The sequence below is a fragment of the Bacillus sp. S71 genome (assembly GCF_016625265.1).
Lineage (GTDB): Bacteria > Bacillota > Bacilli > Bacillales > Bacillaceae_G > Bacillus_A > Bacillus_A cereus.
This window is the reverse complement of record NZ_JACVUW010000019.1, coordinates 1-17,769: the sequence shown is the minus strand read 5'-3', so window position 1 is coordinate 17,769 and position 17,769 is coordinate 1. Positions and strand designations below refer to the sequence as shown.

Genomic DNA, 17,769 nt, shown 5'->3' with positions numbered 1-17,769 from the left:
AAATGTCACATCACTATGAAAATAACTTGGAATGAAAAAAAACACACCTCAAAAATGCGAGATGTGTTTTTTTTATTTATATATAATGTTTTATAAATAAAAATTACGCTACATTAAAAGATTTCTTTTTCATAACAAACTTTGCAAATAAGAAACGTACAAGCGGTCCCATAATAATTAATTGTAATGGATATGCCATTATGAAATTTTTAATAAAAATCGAAAAATAAATTGAAACAAATGAATCTCCTTGTAGCCCACCATGTAAATGCATCATAGCCATACCGAAAAATGACATAAAGAACACCATTCCGATTACCATAGTTGTCGCCATTGCAACGATAATATTTATTTTCTTAGTTTTATCAAATGGCAACATGAATACAATTTTTTTCGCACAAGGTCCAACGATACCTATTTCAATTAATAGCGCAATAATAAAGCCAATTAATAGTTCTAATGCAATCTCTTTAATATAAATTGGTCCTCCTGTTTCATTCATTAGTAAATTGTAAAACGTCATTACGATAACCATTCCAAGGCACATCATCATGCCAAATTGGAGGTTTTCTTTTCTTGTTGTTGGCAAATTTCATCATCCTCTCTCTTTGAGTCTTTGTCATTATATCGACATTGGAACCCCCTTCGTAAGTGAACATTTTGTGAACAAATTTAAAACGTTTTCATGTATTTTCTTTACTTTCAACTCAAATTCTCACTTTTACTTATAAAGGTTTTATATATTTCAATGTTGAATTACTAAATTTAACATTGCATTACATTATTACTAGGAGGATAACCATGAATGAAACAGAATTTTACGCATATCACATCGTAACAAGGAAAAGAATGCATATCGGACAAATGATTGCTTTTAAAAAAAATCAACACAATACTCTATATAACTTCTTTTTTGAAAGAGAACAATTAAATGTTAGTGGTGAAGATGGCATACAAATTTTAAATAATCACTATAAAAATGACGAATTACATATAAATAATGAAAATGCTAAAGTAGTTATGAATTATATGAATCAAACAATTAGAGCAGTTAGAGAAACAATTGTAGAAATGGTTAGACTACAAGAATTCCCTGAATACCCTTTCAGGTTATCTTGTTTATATGCTGCTAAGAGTTATGAGGATGCTTTGAAATGGAAAGCGCTATTTGATTCTTACAATCGAGAAGTTTTACAGATTGTTAAACTACGAGTAATCGGAAGTTCTTTTGAAGGTGACGGGAAACTTTTACCGAAAGAAGATGGTATTCCTTTTTCTCAAAAAATCGAACAAGCTAGAAAGTATTGGAAAGGAAATATTAGAAATGAGCTTCCTGAGCTACTGATTAATGGAGAAATTGAAGTGGTGGAAATTATTGATGACTTTTCCTCAATTCATATTTAATTTCTAACTAAATCATATAGGATGGAGATTACAATGAAAAAAAAAGTATACTTCAATCATGATGGCGGCGTAGATGATTTAATTTCATTATTTTTATTACTTCAAATGGAAAACGTTGAACTTACCGGTGTATCTGTTATCCCAGCAGACTGCTATTTAGAACCTGCAATGTCTGCAAGTCGTAAAATTATTGATCGCTTCAGCAAAGATAATATTGCAGTAGCCGCTTCAAACTCTCGCGGGCAAAACCCGTTTCCGAAAGACTGGCGGATGCATGCATTTTATGTAGATGCTTTACCAATTTTAAATGAGTCTGGAAAAGTTGTAGCACCCATGGCAGCAAAGCCTGCACATCACCATTTAATAGAAACACTTCTACAAACGGAAGGAAAAACAACTTTATTATTTACCGGGCCCCTAACTGACCTTGCTCGTGCGTTATATGAAGCTCCCATAATTAAAGATAAAATTGAATGTCTCGTTTGGATGGGTGGTACATTTCTTACAGCAGGCAATGTACATGAACCAGAGCATGATGGAACAGCTGAGTGGAATTCGTTTTGGGACCCTGAAGCAGTAGCTCGTGTATGGGATGCAAAAATTAAAATCGACTTAGTGACACTAGAAAGTACAAACCAAGTTCCGTTAACTATAGACATACGTGAACAATGGGCAAAAGAACGGAAGTATATTGGTATGGATTTCCTTGGTCAATGCTATGCAATGGTTCCCCCTCTCGTTCACTTCTCAACGAACTCTACCTACTATTTATGGGATGTACTAACTACCGCGCTTGTCGGAAACACTAACCTTGCAAAAACTGAAACAATTAATAGTATCGTTCATACATACGGACCAAGCCAAGGACGTACAGAGGAAACTGCTGATGGACGACCTGTAAATGTCGTTTATGATGTAAAACGTGATGTATTCTTTGAATATATTACTGAATTAGCAAAGAAAGCTTCTACTTGAAACCTCAATAACACGAAAAAAATTTATTAAGAATGATATACTTTAATTAATATAACATGAGGTGATAAGATGGATTATGAGTTACTAAAAGAACGAATAGAAATTATAACTTCTAGAATTAAATACATAGGTGGTGAAGTTCAAGAAGTTTGTATAGATGAACCATCTTCTCTTGAACAAATAATCCAAGTAGAAGAAAAACTGGATATTAAACTACCAAATAGCTTCAAAAAAGTACTTTTAGAGTTCTCAGGAAATTTTAGCTTACGCTGGTTTTTACCTGACGATGTAGAGCTACCAAATGAATTTACTGATATTTTTTGCGGAACACCCTACTGGAGTTTAGAAAATCTTTCTAAATTCGAAAAAGAACGTAAAGACTTGGTTGACGAGTTTTTTTCAAATCTAGATGATGAATATGATGTAGTTTGGCACAACAAATTAGCATTTTGTGAAGTGGGAAATGGAGATTATTTAGCATTTGATATGAAAGATGATATAGATGCTCCAATAATTTACCTAAGCCACGACGATGGAGAAGGACATGGGTATAAGATTGCGAATAATTTCATTGAATTCATTGAGAATTGGTCAAGAGTAGCTTTTGTAGGATGCGAAGATTGGCAGTGGTTACCTTTCACTACTAGTTTTGAAAGTGGTATAAATCCAGATGATGAACCAGCCAAAAAATTTAGAAATTGCTTGGGACTTAATATTTAAAAGAGTATTGAATTAAATTTCAATACTCTTTTTGTGCAATTTAATTATATTGGATTAATGTAGTGTCTTATTGATTATTCATTTCATAACCATTGACAAAATAAGTTATTGTTTCTAACTCATCTTCATTTAATTCTCTATCTAGTTCTTGTTTATACGCTGCCTTTATCTTCTCTTCATCACCTATATGAGCTTCTGTATAAGTTCCTACTGTTTTTAACATACGAATCTCTTGTAAAAACTCCTCTCGATTTATCGCTTCACCATGAGAGAGAATATATGTCTCAGCATCAAATTTCTCTAATTCATCTATCAATTTAAACGTTCTTTTCGTCGTATAGTTCCACTTCGAAGAAAAAATATCTGCATATATACAGTCTCCTAAAAATAATATCTTTTCTTCTTTCACGTAAATAACAACTGAATCATGTGCATGATCTCCGCCCACATTTTTTAACACGCATGTCACTTCACCAAGATCTAATTCAATTTGATTCTGGAACGTTAAGGTCGGAGGAATAATGTTAATATTTCTCGCTTTTTCTTCAAACTCTTTTTTTATGCAATCCGCACAAAATGCAATTTCAGTACCCTCTTTTACGCGTGCGTCCAAAGCTTCATCTGTCCATTCATAAGAAACAAGTGTACGCATCTCTTTTTTCGTTTCAGAATGTGCAATTGACAATGCATCTTGTAGTACAGGCAATCCAAAAATATGATCCCAATGCCAATGGGTTAGTGCTACGAAATCTGGATTCGATACATTTTGTTCTTTTAACATTTCTAAAAATAATTGTGCATGCTCCTCTGAATTCCCTGCATCGATCATTAAAGTTTTTTCTTGTCCAACAACCATTCCTAAGATAGGTCTATCTGTTTCAGAAACAGGTGTCATATACCAAAATGAGTTTCCTATTTTTTTAATTTGTTGCATAACCAATTCCCCTTTTCATTTTCTCAATTAAATTTAATATATAAATTATAACGAATCACTACTTTTTTCTCTATAATCAAACACAATTACTTGGACTAATCTAACTTTCCTTTTCGTAAGCTAAAAATAAGGGAATAGAATCGGAGTGTGATACTATGGAACGTTTATGGATTCCAATGATTGTAACATTTTTTTCGTTCGGTGGATTACTTTTAGGAGGTGCTGTTGGAGTAGCAACACGCCAACTTATTGAAGAAAAGATGCATCGTTTATACGCATTATGTGGTGGTATTTTACTTGGGCTTTTATCCCTTGAAATTATTCCTGAAACATTTTCAAGCTACGAAATGGTTGGGCCTATACTTGGTATAGCTATCGGTATTTTAGTTATGAGCTTATTAGATAACTATTGTCACCATCCAATGATACATAAAAAAGATCAACAAGCATGGCAAACCTTCCTTTTTCTCTCTTTCGCTATATTTATTCATAATATACCGAGTGGATTTGCGTTAGGTACAGCTTTTATAAATCATAATGACTCTGCCATTCCCTTTTTAATAGCAATTGTCGTTCACCATATTCCAGAAGGATTAGCTTTAATTATTCCATTTCTTTTTACAAAACATAAATATATTTCCTTTTTATTAACGACTTTATTACTTTCTCTTATTCTCGGTACTGGCACAGTTTTTGGCATTTTGATGGAAGGAAAAGCTCTTCACCTGCAAGGACTCATTATGGGAAGTGCTATCGGTTCACTTGGATATGTCACAATTCATGAAATGCTTTGGAAAGCTAAGAAACAGCTCTCTTTCCTTACATTTCTAATGTGGGCAACTAGTGGTTTTTTACTAATAACAGTGTTCACTTTATTCGCTGGTCATCATTAAAGTTGCTAAAGTGAAACTTTTGTTCCTCCCACACTGATTCTTAGATTACAAATAACCAGATAAATTTTCTTATTTGTATATTTTTCCTTTTTATCCAAAACATAATGTTATCTACCTATTATAAGGAGGAACAATTATGTTTGGGAAAACAGCCGGTGAAGCATTAGTTGATTTATTAATTGACTGGGGAGTAGAACACATATACGGTATGCCTGGAGATTCCATCAATTCTATCATTGAAGCTTTAAGAAAAAAACAAGATAAAATTAAATTCATTCAAGTTCGCCATGAAGAAGCTGGTGCATTAGCAGCGGCTGCCTATGCAAAATTAACAGGAAAACTTGGCGTTTGTATGGCAATTGCAGGACCTGGTGCTATTCATTTATTAAATGGTTTATATGATGCGAAACTCGATAAAGCCCCTGTTCTAGCAATTTCAGGTCAAGTAGAAACCGATTTACTTGGAACGGACTTTTTCCAAGAAGTAAATTTAGAAAGAATGTTTGATGATGTTGCGGTTTATAACCAGCGTATTATGTCAGCAGAGCAACTACCTGCCGTAGTGAATCAAGCAATTCGAATGGCTTATACGAAAAAAGGTGTATCCGTTCTTACAATTCCAGATGATGTCCCGAAATTCGAAGTGAAAAATGGTGCTCGTATTACAAATACTTCTTTTACTTTACCTGAGTTGTTTCCACAAAAACAAGATTTAGATGGAGCGAAACTCGCAATAAATGAAGCGAAAAAGCCTGTGATTTTAGCTGGAAAAGGAACAAAACATGCGAGAGAATCTTTACTTGCATTGGCAGAACATATTGGTGCTCCAATCGTACTTACATTACCTGCTAAAGGAATTATTCCTGATGAGCATCCTCTTTGTATCGGTGGATTAGGATTAATCGGAACGAAACCTTCTTATGAAGCAATGAAACATGCAGATACTTTAATTATGGTTGGTACTTCTTATCCGTTCACTGGTTTCTTACCTGAAAAAGCGAAAACAATTCATATCGATACAGATCCTGCCCAAATCGGAAAACGTTATGCGACAGATATTGGTTTAGCTGGTGATGCTAATAAAACATTACGATGGTTAATTGAAAATGTTGAAAAACACACAGACCATTCTTTCTTAGAACATCATCAAGAAATGATGAAAAAGTGGGAAGAAAAATTACACGATCAAGAAGAAGATTCTTCTATTCCACTTAAACCACAACGCGTTATGCATGCTCTGCAGCAAGTAGCACATGATGACGCAATTCTATCAGTCGATGTCGGAAATGTAACAGTATGGACCGCAAGGCACTTCCGTATGACAAACCAGCAATTTGTCATTTCAAGCTGGCTCGCAACACTTGGTTGCGGTTTACCTGGTGCTCTTGCTGGAAAAATTGCATTCCCGGATAAACAAGTATTTGCAGTTTGTGGTGATGGCGGATTTGGAATGACGATGAATGACTTCGTAACAGCTGTAAAATATAAATTACCAATCGTTGTCGTCGTATTAAACAATAATAAAATTGCGATGATTAAATTCGAGCAAGAAGTTATGGGTAATATCGAATTCGAAACAGACTTAACGAACCCTGATTTTGCAAAATATGCAGAGGCGTGTGGAGGTATTGGATACCGTGTTGAGAATTTAGATGAACTACTTCCCGCTTTCCAAAATGCAGTAAAACAAAATAAACCATGTATTATTGATGTAGTTGTAGATGCTAACGAAGCACCAATGCCAGCAAAAATCACATTTGGTCAAGCCGCTGGTTATACGAAGCATATGATAAAAGAATTATTTGAAGAAGGTAAGATTGATTTACCTCCACTTTAAGCGAAAAAAGATAGCTGAAAACGATTTGTCTTCAGCTATCTTTCTTTACTTTTGTATCTCCCTATAAAAAGAAAAGTCATTCATAGTTGGTTGTACTTGTTTCTCTACTTGCACTTCTCTCCCTTCCCACTTTGACCTTCTCACATTTCCTAGCTTAATCGCATCTTGCATGCTATTACTAATTAGGTTTCCAGCTAAGATTGTCATACTATAAAAAGCAATCGGTATAAGTACAATCCATGTATGAGTAGTTAAGTGCCGGAAGTTTTGACCAATTAATCCTGTCCATTCTTTTGTTACACTATCTGGATCCATTCCACTGAAGGTTATTGTTCCACCAAAAAATAATTGCAACAAACCAAGGTGTAAAAGAAGTAATAAAGTACTCACAAATTGTTGTGCTACTAATAAAAGAAATGATGGTAACATATGAGGCCATATATGGCGCTTCAACCTCTGCCATTTACTCCCGCCAAGCACAGTGGCTGCCAACATAAATTCTTCTTTCTTAATACGTTTAACTTCTTGCGCTATATACAACATAACTGTTGGTACAGCAAGACATGTAAGAACTATAATTTGAAATGTCACCCGCAAATACAACGGCACAACTTCCGCTCCACTATCAAACGTTAAAACTTTATTTAACATAAAATAAGAAATCATAACCATTGGTACAATACTAAAAGGATCAAAAAAGGATGAGATAACCGGAAAAGATCGCTTACCATACATACCAAGAAGTAAACCAATTCCCCCTCCAACTATAACTCGTAAAATCGCTATAATTATACTCGCTCCAACTGTCCATTTTGCACCTTCTATTATTAATTGGACAAGGTCACGGCCTTTCGTATCACTTCCGAACCAAAATTTACTTGATGGCGAAAATGGAGCAGCCTCTAGTTCTCCTTTTTCATTATACATCATCGTAAGTTCACGAATATTCCCATCGAAAAATAACGTATATCCAATACTAATAATCATTAGTACACTCAGAAAAGTAACACCTATCCAAAATCTCACATCTCTTTTTACAACTTGCCACATGTTACACACGCTCCCTTATAACATTTTGTAAAAGCGTATGTAATATACGAAATAGTATAAAAAGCGGAACGTATAATATAACTAGACTCACTGTAAATATTTCTAATTTAGAATTTTCTTTTACAAATACAAACATTCCATATGTATTAAAAATCCATTCGATAATATATAAATTGGATAGCATAAATAAAATATTTGTTTTCGCATAGTAAATTGTCGTCAATAAAACATTTCTTGAAACATGATGTGTTAAAATATGCTGCAAACTGAGTCCTTTACTCTTCGCAAATATACTATAATCTTTCTCCATTTCTTCTTTAAAACGTAATAACAATAGTTTAATAAATAATAACGTTGTTGGTATTGTAAGACATATAATCGGTAACAATCGTACTCTCTCTTCTCCTAATCCAGCAAGTTTTATTGGCATAAAACCTGTTTTTTGAAAAACAATTACGACAAGAAGTTGTGATAATAAAATAAGTAATATATCCGGTATACTCTCTAGCGTAAGAAAAACTCCATTCCACATTTTTTGCTTCATATGAGAACGCTGCAATACCCAAACAACAAGTACATACGCTATAAGCAAAGATAGTAAAAAAGCTGATAGAAATACAATCATAGTTTCACTATAATGAATCCATATTTGTGGAAATAATTTTCTTGAGTCCCGAAATCCATATGTAATTTCACCTGGTTGAAGTAACTTCCCTCCAAGAAATACAATCGTGTTCCAAAAACCGATTAAATCCATTTGCAATCCCTTAAATAAACGCGGTAGCGCGCCTAGACAGATTATACATAAAATTGCAGCTACTAGTTGTAAACAAGTAATCCCACACCATTTAGCAATTCGCATCAACATAACGATTTCCCCTTACAATCCAATAGAATATTCAGAAACAAAAAGACAGATATATTACATCTCTTCAGCTAAACCTTGCACCTGCTTCTTTCCACTAGGTAAAACAGCTTGATATAAACACGTAACGAAAAATAATAAACCAAATAAAATAATATATAATGTATCTGCACTAATCCATTTCGGGAACAACATCGCTATCGCACCGAGAGATAATAGCTGAAACCCTGTCGTTAATGGACTAAGTAAACTTTGAACGCGCCCCATGAATGACTCTTCTACAATTTCATACATCCAACCCATTGTTGCAATTCCTACACCAAACAAAGCATATAAACTATTTACCATTTGATTCATGCCCGCTGCTGCACCGTATTGGTCGGATTCAACTACTCCCTGTATCATCGACTGTTCTGATGGAGAGAAAAATTGTATACATTTCCCAAAATAATAATATAAAGATAAGTATAATCATCCCGTAGTCAACTACCCCCACTGAAACGTTTCAGTGGAGGCTTGAGTTAGAACGCTAGGTCTTTTCGTCTATCGCTAGACAGTTGACGCTCTAGCATTCATGCCACCTTATGGTAACACCCCAAGTATGTTTTTGGTTGGTACTTGAAACGAACTATCGTTTCCCCACTTGCACCACCCTTTCGAAAAAGAGCAGTTCCTCCTTGTGGAAGAAGCCACCACTCAGATGAATCCGGCGTGTGCTACAAGCCCCGACAAGTCGAGTACACATGGATGGTTGACGCACCCACTAAGCTATGCGCGAAGCAACAGCCTTACGTTTTTGCACTTCTAATAGAATCGGCGTTTTCACTTTGAGATTGTCATCCAATTCTACAACTTTTGATTTTTGCAATGTATTCAGAGCACCGTTAATATCAGCATGGATACATGTTCCTGCTTTACTTTGGTACAGACCACGAGTGATTCGTTTGCCACTAAAGCGATAATGCATCCTATCATCCTTAGACCAAACTGGAACCGGATCTTTATCAAGAAAACTAGCTTTTGAAGTATAGCTTTCTTCTTGTTTTAAAAATCGGATGCCTTCTTTTACACATTTATTCTCAATTGCTGCAAGCAGTTTATGCAATGGGATTTGAACAAATGTTTGATTATTCTTTTTTCCCATATCAGATTTTTGTTTCCAACCAGCGTTATACCCTACGACAACCGTATCTATGCCAAATGCTTTCACTTTTTTGAACAACAGACCTACCGTTTGTGAAATGTAACCATTTATTTGTCTTTCTCGTTTATGCCAAAGTGCAGCCATTTTGTTCGTTACAACGCGTTTTGAAAGTCCATTTTCAATATTTTTCTGCTGGAGATTACGTATCATTTTGTTGAAGTATTGGTTTATGGATTTTAATTTTTTTCCATCAATTAAGAAAGCATCACCTGTATTTGTCACGTAACTTACTAATCTATCTACACCTAAATCGCAACTTAAAGCGTTACTCGTAGTCGTGGGTTGTTTCTTCATTTGAGAAACGTACATTTCATATGTGTAACGCACCTCAAAGAACCGACCTTTTTGCTTCGGTACAATCTCAATGTAGGAGATTTTTTTATGTCTTAAGTTTTTTGACATACATATTTTAATGGAACCGAATTTTTTTCTGAATGCAACATTCATCGGAATCATCCAATACCCGTTATCATCCACTTTTGGAACTTGATAGATTTCAATAATTCGTTTGTCCGTTGAACGAGAATAATTCGGAAACTTAGGACGACCTGTGAATGTTTCAGGTTTTTTCTTCCACTGTTCCATTGCTTTAAAAAAGCTTTTTACGTCTGCATATAAGGCTCTACGAATCGCTTGGACAGAGTTTGATTGAATGCCCCAGTAGTTCATATCGGCTTGCATGGCATTATCCACTTCTTTTACAGTAGCCATCTTGTTATGATTCAAGTAACTTTGTTTAATCGTGTACAATCCAACATTTCGCAACGCTTTTGAACTATGTGACATGCGTTGCAGTAAGCGGAATTCTTTTGCAGTCAGGCAAGCTCGTCCGATATTCTGTTTCTGCGTGAATCGTTGCATGGTTTCTCTTTTCTTTTGTTTACGTAATACTTTCACTGCTTTCTTTCTAGTCATTGTTTTCACCACCTTTCTCAGAGTGTTCAGCCTATTGACTGACAGCAATCATAGAACCGAGTCGCTCTAAAATATTTGCTAGAAAAAACGTGTGTACACTTTGTTGCGAAATAACTGTAGCATTTCTTTCATACTTAATATCCTTTCTCTCGACAAAATTTTATTATTCTAGTCATTTCCCGGAAGTTATATTATATTTTTCGACTATTATCCAATCTTTTCCTTCTACATAGAGAACATTATAAAAAGACTCTTGTCATTTATACAAGAGTCTTTTTATTTAACTTCGCTTTACGTAATGATATGTAGCTAAGATTTTTTTACGTCTCGCTAACTTTTTTAATTCTATAAATTTCGGATCCACTTTATTTATTTTAAAAATGTATCACACATCCACTTATAAAATTTTTCTTTCTCTTCAAATTGTGGATAATGAGCTGATTTCTCAAAAGTAATAAATTCTTTTTGATCTGCTTCAATCGTATCAAAATATGTTTTTGCCGCATGATATGAAGTGTTATAGTCATATTTCCCCATAAGAAAATAAAGCGGTAATTTCATTTTAGTCACCTTAGTAGGCAATGGATTCTTTAAATCCTTTTCTAATAAGACAGTTTGAGAATGTGATAATCCAACGTTATAACGAATTACATCTAACAAGTTATATTCATTACTAAGTAACATCCCGATATTATCACCATCTGGATTTTCAATAAGTCTTGATGTTCCACCATATTTCGCAACATAATTTCTCGGAGTATATGTATCACCATTTTTAATTTTTTCAGTCAACCCATTTAAATAGGAAACCTCATCTGTATTCCCAGCATTTTGTGCCTGTTCAATTACATAGTTTAAACTATCCATTTCACTTTCTACTGTATCACTCATCTGCCCTATGCCAACATATGCTTCATATTTTTCAGGAGCTTTATTGGCAGCTTGCATTCCGATATATGTACCATAAGAATGACCAACCAATATTACTTTTTCTTTACCAAGACGTTTTGAAACATAATCTGTCATAGCTAATAAATCTTCTACAAGAAGATCTGATGTAAGATTCGAATAGTCTTCAAAGAAATGATACGACTTCCCGCTCGCTCTTTGATCGTAATTAACAACTGTGAATTCCTCTTCCAATAAGTTTTGGTATTTTTGAGCATATGGTATTTCTGAAGTACCTGGTCCACCATGTACAAAAATAATAACCGGATTGTTCTTATCTTTGCCACGTATCATAATTTCATGACCACTTCCATTGATCTCTACTTGCTCTAATGTACTTATACTGTTTTTCCCCTTTATTTGCGCAGTCCATGTAGGAAATACTAATGATACGATTACTAATAGTGTAATGGTAGCACCAATAAGTTTTATTAATTTTTTTATCTTCTTCATAAGTAGTCTCCTTTCTTTTAAATTTATAAAAATATCAATTTAATTCTGCACAACTACCTCAAAATAATAGGAATATATAACAATTACACTCTTCAATTTCACCTTGATCTTTTGCACATTCTTAATATCCCATACACTTCTTAACTTTCCGCTATATAAACTCTTAATATTTTCTTAATTTTCAATACACGATTCATAGAAAGACTCGATCACAATGTATTACAAATATAGAAAAAAGCCCTTGCTTTCTAAACAAGGACTCTTTTCATAAACTATTTAGCTACCTCTTCTTTCGGCATTACCATACCTTTATAAAGTTGAACAGTTATCCAGTAATAAATGAAATAAATGACTAAGAAAATTCCTATTGGCACCCACACTTTCACAAACGGGTCAACTAATATAAAGCTAAATAAGTTAAGCCCTACTAAAACGTGAGAAATGCCAATGATCGCTGGGAAGATAAATAAATATGAAATTTCTTTATATATACTTTTCGTTAACATACTGCGTCTCACACCAATTTTTCGTAACATTTCATAACGGCGTACGTCGCGAGAAGCACCTGTTAATATTTTGAACATAAGGGAACTTGCCATCATTGCTAAAAAGGCAATTCCGAGGAAAAATCCCATAAACATTGTTCCGCTCATGAAGCTGTTCATAAACTGATAAATTGTCATTTTCGTAAATAAGTCTACCTTTTCACCTGTTGCTTTTTCAATTTGTGCTTTTTGTCTCTTGTCTATTTCGATCAATAACGGTTTATATTTTTTCATATCATCTACTTTTGCTAATGTTACAGTGTGTTCTGTTCCTTGAATTCCTTTATAATGCTCTTCGTCTGCAATTCTTACTGGTTTTCCGCTAAATTGATTATGCGTAATTTGTATCTCTCTTACAACTGCGTCTTCCCAATCCTTTGGCATACGAGGGAATTTTGCTAATTCAGGAGCCTCTAAAGCTGAATATACAGGTTCAGTTAAAGGTTCAGTCACACGTTTACGAACAGGCTCTTTTAACGTTTTTGTATCAAAATGGTCTGAAACAAGTGGTGGTTTCGCAGTTAAGTCGTTACGTAAATAATAAACCGCTTCTCCATCTACTTTATATTTGTACTTGCTTTCTTCAACAATTTCCATTTCTTTTAAGGCAGCTTTGTCTTGATCATTCGGATCATGAATTACAACATCATATACACGAGAAAAGTCTGTCATAATACCTACATTTTTTTGGAACGCCATACCTGCCGTCATCGCACCTGCGCCTAATGCAATTAACATCGCTACCGTACCTAATACTCTTGATAAACTATTTACGCGAAAGCGTAGCTGTGCATATGTAAAACTATTTAAGCCTGTTTCATTTCGTTTTTTATTCCCTTTAATTTTCATCACAAAAAATGGGAGCAATGAACTAAAAATAAAATATGTTCCAAGTGTTGTAACGATTGTCGCTATTATAAAACCGACTTCAGCAAACATTTTTATATTTACCATAAAGTAGTATCCTGTACTTACTAGCAATATACCGAGTACTGTCATTATAATAATACGAGTTTTACTTTTCTTCACTTCATCTAGTGTTTCATCTTCACGAATTAACTCTAGTTCAGTTTTACGTAACAATCGGACACTGTTCATTAAGCCAGTAATGAAAAATAGTATTAAAAAGAAAATAGCTGTAACTAAAATTGCTGGTGTGTATACAGATGCATAACTACCTTTTGCTGAAATTTCCATTCCATTCATTAAAAAGTTTCCTGCTACACTTGCAAGTAACATCCCTACTAAAATACCGATAATAATACTGACAATACCCATACCGAATGTTTCAATAAATAATAACTGTGCTACTTTTTTCTTTTTTGCACCAAGCATCATGTACATACCGAGTTCTTTTCTTCTTAACGTGAGTAAGAAAGAGTTAGCATATATAATATAAAATACAGTAATGAAAGATAATAGTATTGCACCTACCCAAAAGACGAGTCTAATACTACTAATTAGGCTATTATCTTTCGTAAATTCACTATTCATCGCCATTGTTTGGAACATGTAGAAAATACTAATACTAATAACGAGGCCAATAAGTAAAACCATATAATCTTTTAACATCTTTTTCATACTATGACGTGATAATTTAAATAACATAGTTTCGCCCCCTACTTAGACTCAGCAGCTGAGCCCATATGAGCGAGCACACCTAAAATGTCTTGATAGAAATTCTCTCGAGTGCCTTGACGATTTAATTCTTTATAAAGAAGACCATCTTGAATAAATAAAATACGCTCACAATAACTTGCACTAAATGCATCGTGTGTAACCATTAAAATACTTACATTATGATTTTCATGTAAATCTTGCATTGCTTCTAATAAACTTTTTGCGTTTTTACTATCAAGCGCACCTGTCGGTTCATCTGCTAATACAATTGCTGGATTATGTACTAAAGCTCTTGCCGCCGCTGTTCTTTGCTTTTGTCCTCCAGAAACAGCCGTCGGATATTTTGTTAAAATTTCAGTGATGCCTAATTTCTTCGCAACGTCATTTACCTTTCCAGTAATCTCACTTGATGGTACGCCTTGCAAAGAAAGTGGTAAAGCGATATTTTCATAAATTGATAAATTTTCTAGTAAGTTAAAATCTTGAAAGATAAAACCTAATTTTTGAGAGCGAAAATCAGATAACGCATTGCCCTTCATAGAAGTAATATTTGTACCAGCTATCGTCACACTACCACCTGTCGCTTGGTCAAGTGTACTTATCACATTAAGTAAAGTCGTTTTTCCAGAACCAGAAGGTCCCATGATCCCGACAAATTCTCCTTCTTTAATACTTAACGATACACCCCTTAATGCTTTTGACTGATTCTCATTTCTTTTCCCATACGTTTTTTCTACACTTTCTACAGTAACTACATTTGTTGACATCTCTTTCACTCCATCCCTTTTGTATAAAATCAATTTCTCACATATTTCTTATTATTTTGTCATGTAAATTCTTAAGAATTTTTTAATTATTCATCCAATAAGAGTTACACCCTTAACATGAACCTATTTCCTACTTCATATTCTCATTTTTCTACAACTCGTTCCCTCGATTTCGCTTACATTTACCTTACATTTTTGTAAGATAAAAAAGAAAACACACTAATTTCTAATAGTGTGTTTTCTTTACAATCAATATTTTCTATTCTTTATTTCTTCTTCAATACTTGCCACAAATAAATCTAGCGCAACAACTTCTGACTTCTCTTCTCCATATTTACGTACATTTACAGCTCCGTTTTCCATTTCCTTATCCCCAATAACAAGAACATACGGTACTTTTTGTATTTGTGCTTCTCTTATTTTATATCCTAATTTTTCATCTCGTGCATCTTGTTCAACACGAACTCCAGCTTGTGCTAATTTAAGTGCAATCTCATTGGCATATTGTTCATGTACTGCATTTGAAACTGGAATTACTTTCACTTGAACTGGTGCCACCCATGCCGGGAACGCCCCTCCAAAGTGCTCAATTAATATTGCTAAGAAGCGATCTAATGACCCTAAAACTGCCCTGTGAATAACAACTGGTCTTTTCTTTTCATTATTTTCATCTATATAATTTAAATCAAATTTCTCTGGCATTTGGAAATCAAGCTGGATTGTTCCGCACTGGTGACTTCTATTTAAAGCATCTTTAATATGAAAATCAATTTTCGGCCCGTAAAATGCACCGTCACCTTCATTTAGTCTATATTTATAATTTAGCGATTGTAATACATTTTCTAATGCTGCTTCTGCTTGCTCCCATAATTTATCATCACCCATTGAATCTTCTGGACGAGTAGAAAGTTCTACTTCATATTCGAATCCAAAAGTTTTATATACGTAATCAATCTGCGCCATTACGGATTTGATTTCATCTTCAATTTGTTTTGGAGTTACAAATAAATGTGCATCATCTTGGCAGAAAGTACGTACTCTTAATAATCCGTTTAACGCACCACTAAATTCATGGCGATGTACTTGACCAAATTCACACATACGAATCGGTAATTCGCGATAAGAATGCAATTTATTTTTAAACATAAGCATGTGCCCTGGGCAGTTCATCGGTTTTAATGCAAAACTTTTATTATCCACTTCTGAGAAATACATATTATCTTTATAATGTCCCCAGTGCCCTGATCTCTCCCATACTTCTTGGTTCATCATGAACGGAGTGCGTACTTCTTGATAATTGTACTCTTTTTGAATTTCTCTTAAAAATGCTTCCAATTCGTTACGAATCATTTGTCCTTTCGGTAAATAAAACGGCATTCCCGGAGCCTCTTCAGAAAACATAAATAACTCAAGCTCATTGCCTAACTTACGATGATTTCTTTTTGCTGCTTCTTCAACGAAATGTAAATACTCTTCTAATTCTTTTTGGGAAGAGAATGCAACACCATATATACGCTGAAGCACTTGGTTATTACTATCACCTCGCCAATATGCACCAGAAACTTGAGTTAATTGAAATGCTTTCAAATAACCTGTTGATGGTAAATGTGGTCCTCTACATAAATCTACAAATTCACCTTGTTTATATAGTGTTACACTTTCCCCACTAGGAATTGCTTCTAAAAGTTCTAATTTCAAGCGATCGTTCATTTCTTGAAACAGTTTTGCTGCTTCTTCTCGAGAAACCTCCACTCGTTCTATCTTTATATTTTCATTTATAATCTTTTTCATTTCTTTTTCGATTTTTCGTAAATCTTCTACGTTTACGCTACTTGGAAGATCCATATCATAATAAAATCCATTTTCAATAACAGGCCCTACCCCAAGATTTATATCACCATACATTCTTTTTACAGCTTGCGCTAAAATATGTGCCGCGGAATGTCTTGCAATTTCTACACCTTCATTTGAATCTATAGTAATGATTTCTACTTCCGCATTTTCTTCAATATTTCGGCGTAAATCATATAACCCATCATTTACTCTCCCTGCGACTGCTTTCTTTTTCAAACTACTGCTAACGGATCCCGCAATTTCTTCTAAAGTAATTCCTTTTACAAATTCTTTCACGCTACCATCTGGAAATTTAATTTCAATCATTTGCTCTTTCATTTTTCATCTCTCCATTTCATAATAAAAAGCACACTCATCCCTAAAATAGGGACGAGCGTGCTTATACCCGTGGTTCCACCCAGATTCCCATCACAAAATGCAATGGCTTCTTTTACGGTAACGTCGTTTACACGGCACTAGATACTTAATTTCCCCAGTGCAGCTCTAAGGTGGTAAGTTATTTTTCTGCGTTAGGAAGTTCTCAGCTTTCCTTCCCTCTCTGTATAACCGGGTAAAATAACTCGTGTCCTTTTCTTCGCTTATTATGAAATTGAATGCAAAAAAGCATATTCATCCCTAAATATAGGGACGAATATGCTTATATCCGTGGTTCCACCCAGATTCCCATCACAAAAAACATAATGGCTTCTTTTGCGATAACGTCGCTTACACGGCACTAGATACTTAATTTCCCTAGTGCAGCTCTAAGGTGGTAAGTTATTTTTCTGCGTTAGGAAGTTCTCAGC

General features: G+C 34.3%; 14 protein-coding genes, 2 pseudogenes and 1 other annotated feature. Of the genes and pseudogenes, 5 read left to right on the top strand and 11 right to left on the bottom strand.

Annotated elements, in window-relative coordinates; genetic code table 11:
* Positions 1-103: 103 nt before the first annotated feature.
* Positions 104-589: a DUF2798 domain-containing protein gene (locus IBT51_RS24860; protein WP_200458563.1), complete on the bottom strand. Its 486-nt coding sequence runs from the start codon at positions 587-589 to the stop codon at positions 104-106.
* A gap of 212 nt (positions 590-801) precedes the next feature.
* Here IBT51_RS24860 and IBT51_RS24855 point away from each other — a divergent pair, with 212 nt between their 5' ends.
* The 3 genes from IBT51_RS24855 (at position 802) to IBT51_RS24845 (ending at position 3,099) form a co-directional block, all read left to right on the top strand.
* Positions 802-1,404 carry a DUF2441 domain-containing protein gene (locus IBT51_RS24855; RefSeq protein WP_200458564.1) on the top strand — a complete coding sequence of 201 codons (603 nt, stop codon included), beginning with the start codon at positions 802-804 and terminating at the stop codon, positions 1,402-1,404.
* Positions 1,405-1,425: 21 nt separating this feature from the next.
* Positions 1,426-2,379 (top strand): nucleoside hydrolase, encoded by a 954-nt coding sequence (locus IBT51_RS24850; protein WP_200458565.1) that lies wholly within the window; start codon positions 1,426-1,428, stop codon positions 2,377-2,379.
* A 69-nt stretch (positions 2,380-2,448) separates the two neighbouring features.
* Positions 2,449-3,099, top strand: a complete 651-nt coding sequence (locus IBT51_RS24845) for an SMI1/KNR4 family protein (protein ID WP_200458566.1) — start codon at positions 2,449-2,451, stop codon at positions 3,097-3,099.
* Positions 3,100-3,166: 67 nt separating this feature from the next.
* Here the strand turns inward: IBT51_RS24845 and IBT51_RS24840 are convergent, their stop codons facing one another.
* Positions 3,167-4,033, bottom strand: a complete 867-nt coding sequence (locus IBT51_RS24840; protein WP_200458567.1) for an MBL fold metallo-hydrolase — start codon at positions 4,031-4,033, stop codon at positions 3,167-3,169.
* Positions 4,034-4,188: 155 nt separating this feature from the next.
* Here IBT51_RS24840 and IBT51_RS24835 point away from each other — a divergent pair, with 155 nt between their 5' ends.
* Positions 4,189-4,926 carry a ZIP family metal transporter gene (locus IBT51_RS24835; RefSeq protein WP_000440632.1) on the top strand — a complete coding sequence of 246 codons (738 nt, stop codon included), beginning with the start codon at positions 4,189-4,191 and terminating at the stop codon, positions 4,924-4,926.
* A 136-nt stretch (positions 4,927-5,062) separates the two neighbouring features.
* Positions 5,063-6,763, top strand: coding sequence for a pyruvate oxidase (locus tag IBT51_RS24830; RefSeq protein WP_053564547.1), 1,701 nt, complete (start codon positions 5,063-5,065; stop codon positions 6,761-6,763).
* A gap of 45 nt (positions 6,764-6,808) precedes the next feature.
* Here the strand turns inward: IBT51_RS24830 and IBT51_RS24825 are convergent, their stop codons facing one another.
* The 9 genes and pseudogenes from IBT51_RS24825 to thrS form a co-directional block, all read right to left on the bottom strand.
* Positions 6,809-7,813, bottom strand: coding sequence for an ABC transporter permease subunit (locus tag IBT51_RS24825; RefSeq protein ID WP_200458568.1), 1,005 nt, complete (start codon positions 7,811-7,813; stop codon positions 6,809-6,811).
* Between the two features lies 1 nt (position 7,814).
* Positions 7,815-8,681, bottom strand: coding sequence for an ABC transporter permease subunit (locus tag IBT51_RS24820; RefSeq protein WP_053564548.1), 867 nt, complete (start codon positions 8,679-8,681; stop codon positions 7,815-7,817).
* Between the two features lie 54 nt (positions 8,682-8,735).
* Positions 8,736-9,159, bottom strand: a pseudogene (locus tag IBT51_RS24815) (hypothetical protein); the annotation flags it as partial.
* Between the two features lie 282 nt (positions 9,160-9,441).
* Positions 9,442-10,797 carry an RNA-guided endonuclease TnpB family protein gene (locus IBT51_RS24810; protein WP_200458569.1) on the bottom strand — a complete coding sequence of 452 codons (1,356 nt, stop codon included), beginning with the start codon at positions 10,795-10,797 and terminating at the stop codon, positions 9,442-9,444.
* 43 nt (positions 10,798-10,840) lie between these two features.
* Positions 10,841-10,929, bottom strand: a pseudogene (locus IBT51_RS24805) (MFS transporter); the annotation flags it as partial.
* Between the two features lie 237 nt (positions 10,930-11,166).
* Positions 11,167-12,198 carry an alpha/beta hydrolase gene (locus IBT51_RS24800; protein ID WP_078400265.1) on the bottom strand — a complete coding sequence of 344 codons (1,032 nt, stop codon included), beginning with the start codon at positions 12,196-12,198 and terminating at the stop codon, positions 11,167-11,169.
* Between the two features lie 272 nt (positions 12,199-12,470).
* On the bottom strand, positions 12,471-14,351 hold the full coding sequence (locus IBT51_RS24795; RefSeq protein WP_098127891.1) for an FtsX-like permease family protein: 1,881 nt from the start codon (positions 14,349-14,351) through the stop codon (positions 12,471-12,473).
* Between the two features lie 11 nt (positions 14,352-14,362).
* Positions 14,363-15,130 (bottom strand): ABC transporter ATP-binding protein, encoded by a 768-nt coding sequence (locus tag IBT51_RS24790; RefSeq protein ID WP_000106426.1) that lies wholly within the window; start codon positions 15,128-15,130, stop codon positions 14,363-14,365.
* Between the two features lie 249 nt (positions 15,131-15,379).
* Positions 15,380-17,302 carry a threonine--tRNA ligase gene (gene thrS, locus IBT51_RS24785; RefSeq protein WP_200458570.1) on the bottom strand — a complete coding sequence of 641 codons (1,923 nt, stop codon included), beginning with the start codon at positions 17,300-17,302 and terminating at the stop codon, positions 15,380-15,382.
* Between the two features lie 44 nt (positions 17,303-17,346).
* Positions 17,347-17,568 (bottom strand) — a binding site (T-box leader).
* Positions 17,569-17,769: the final 201 nt, after the last annotated feature.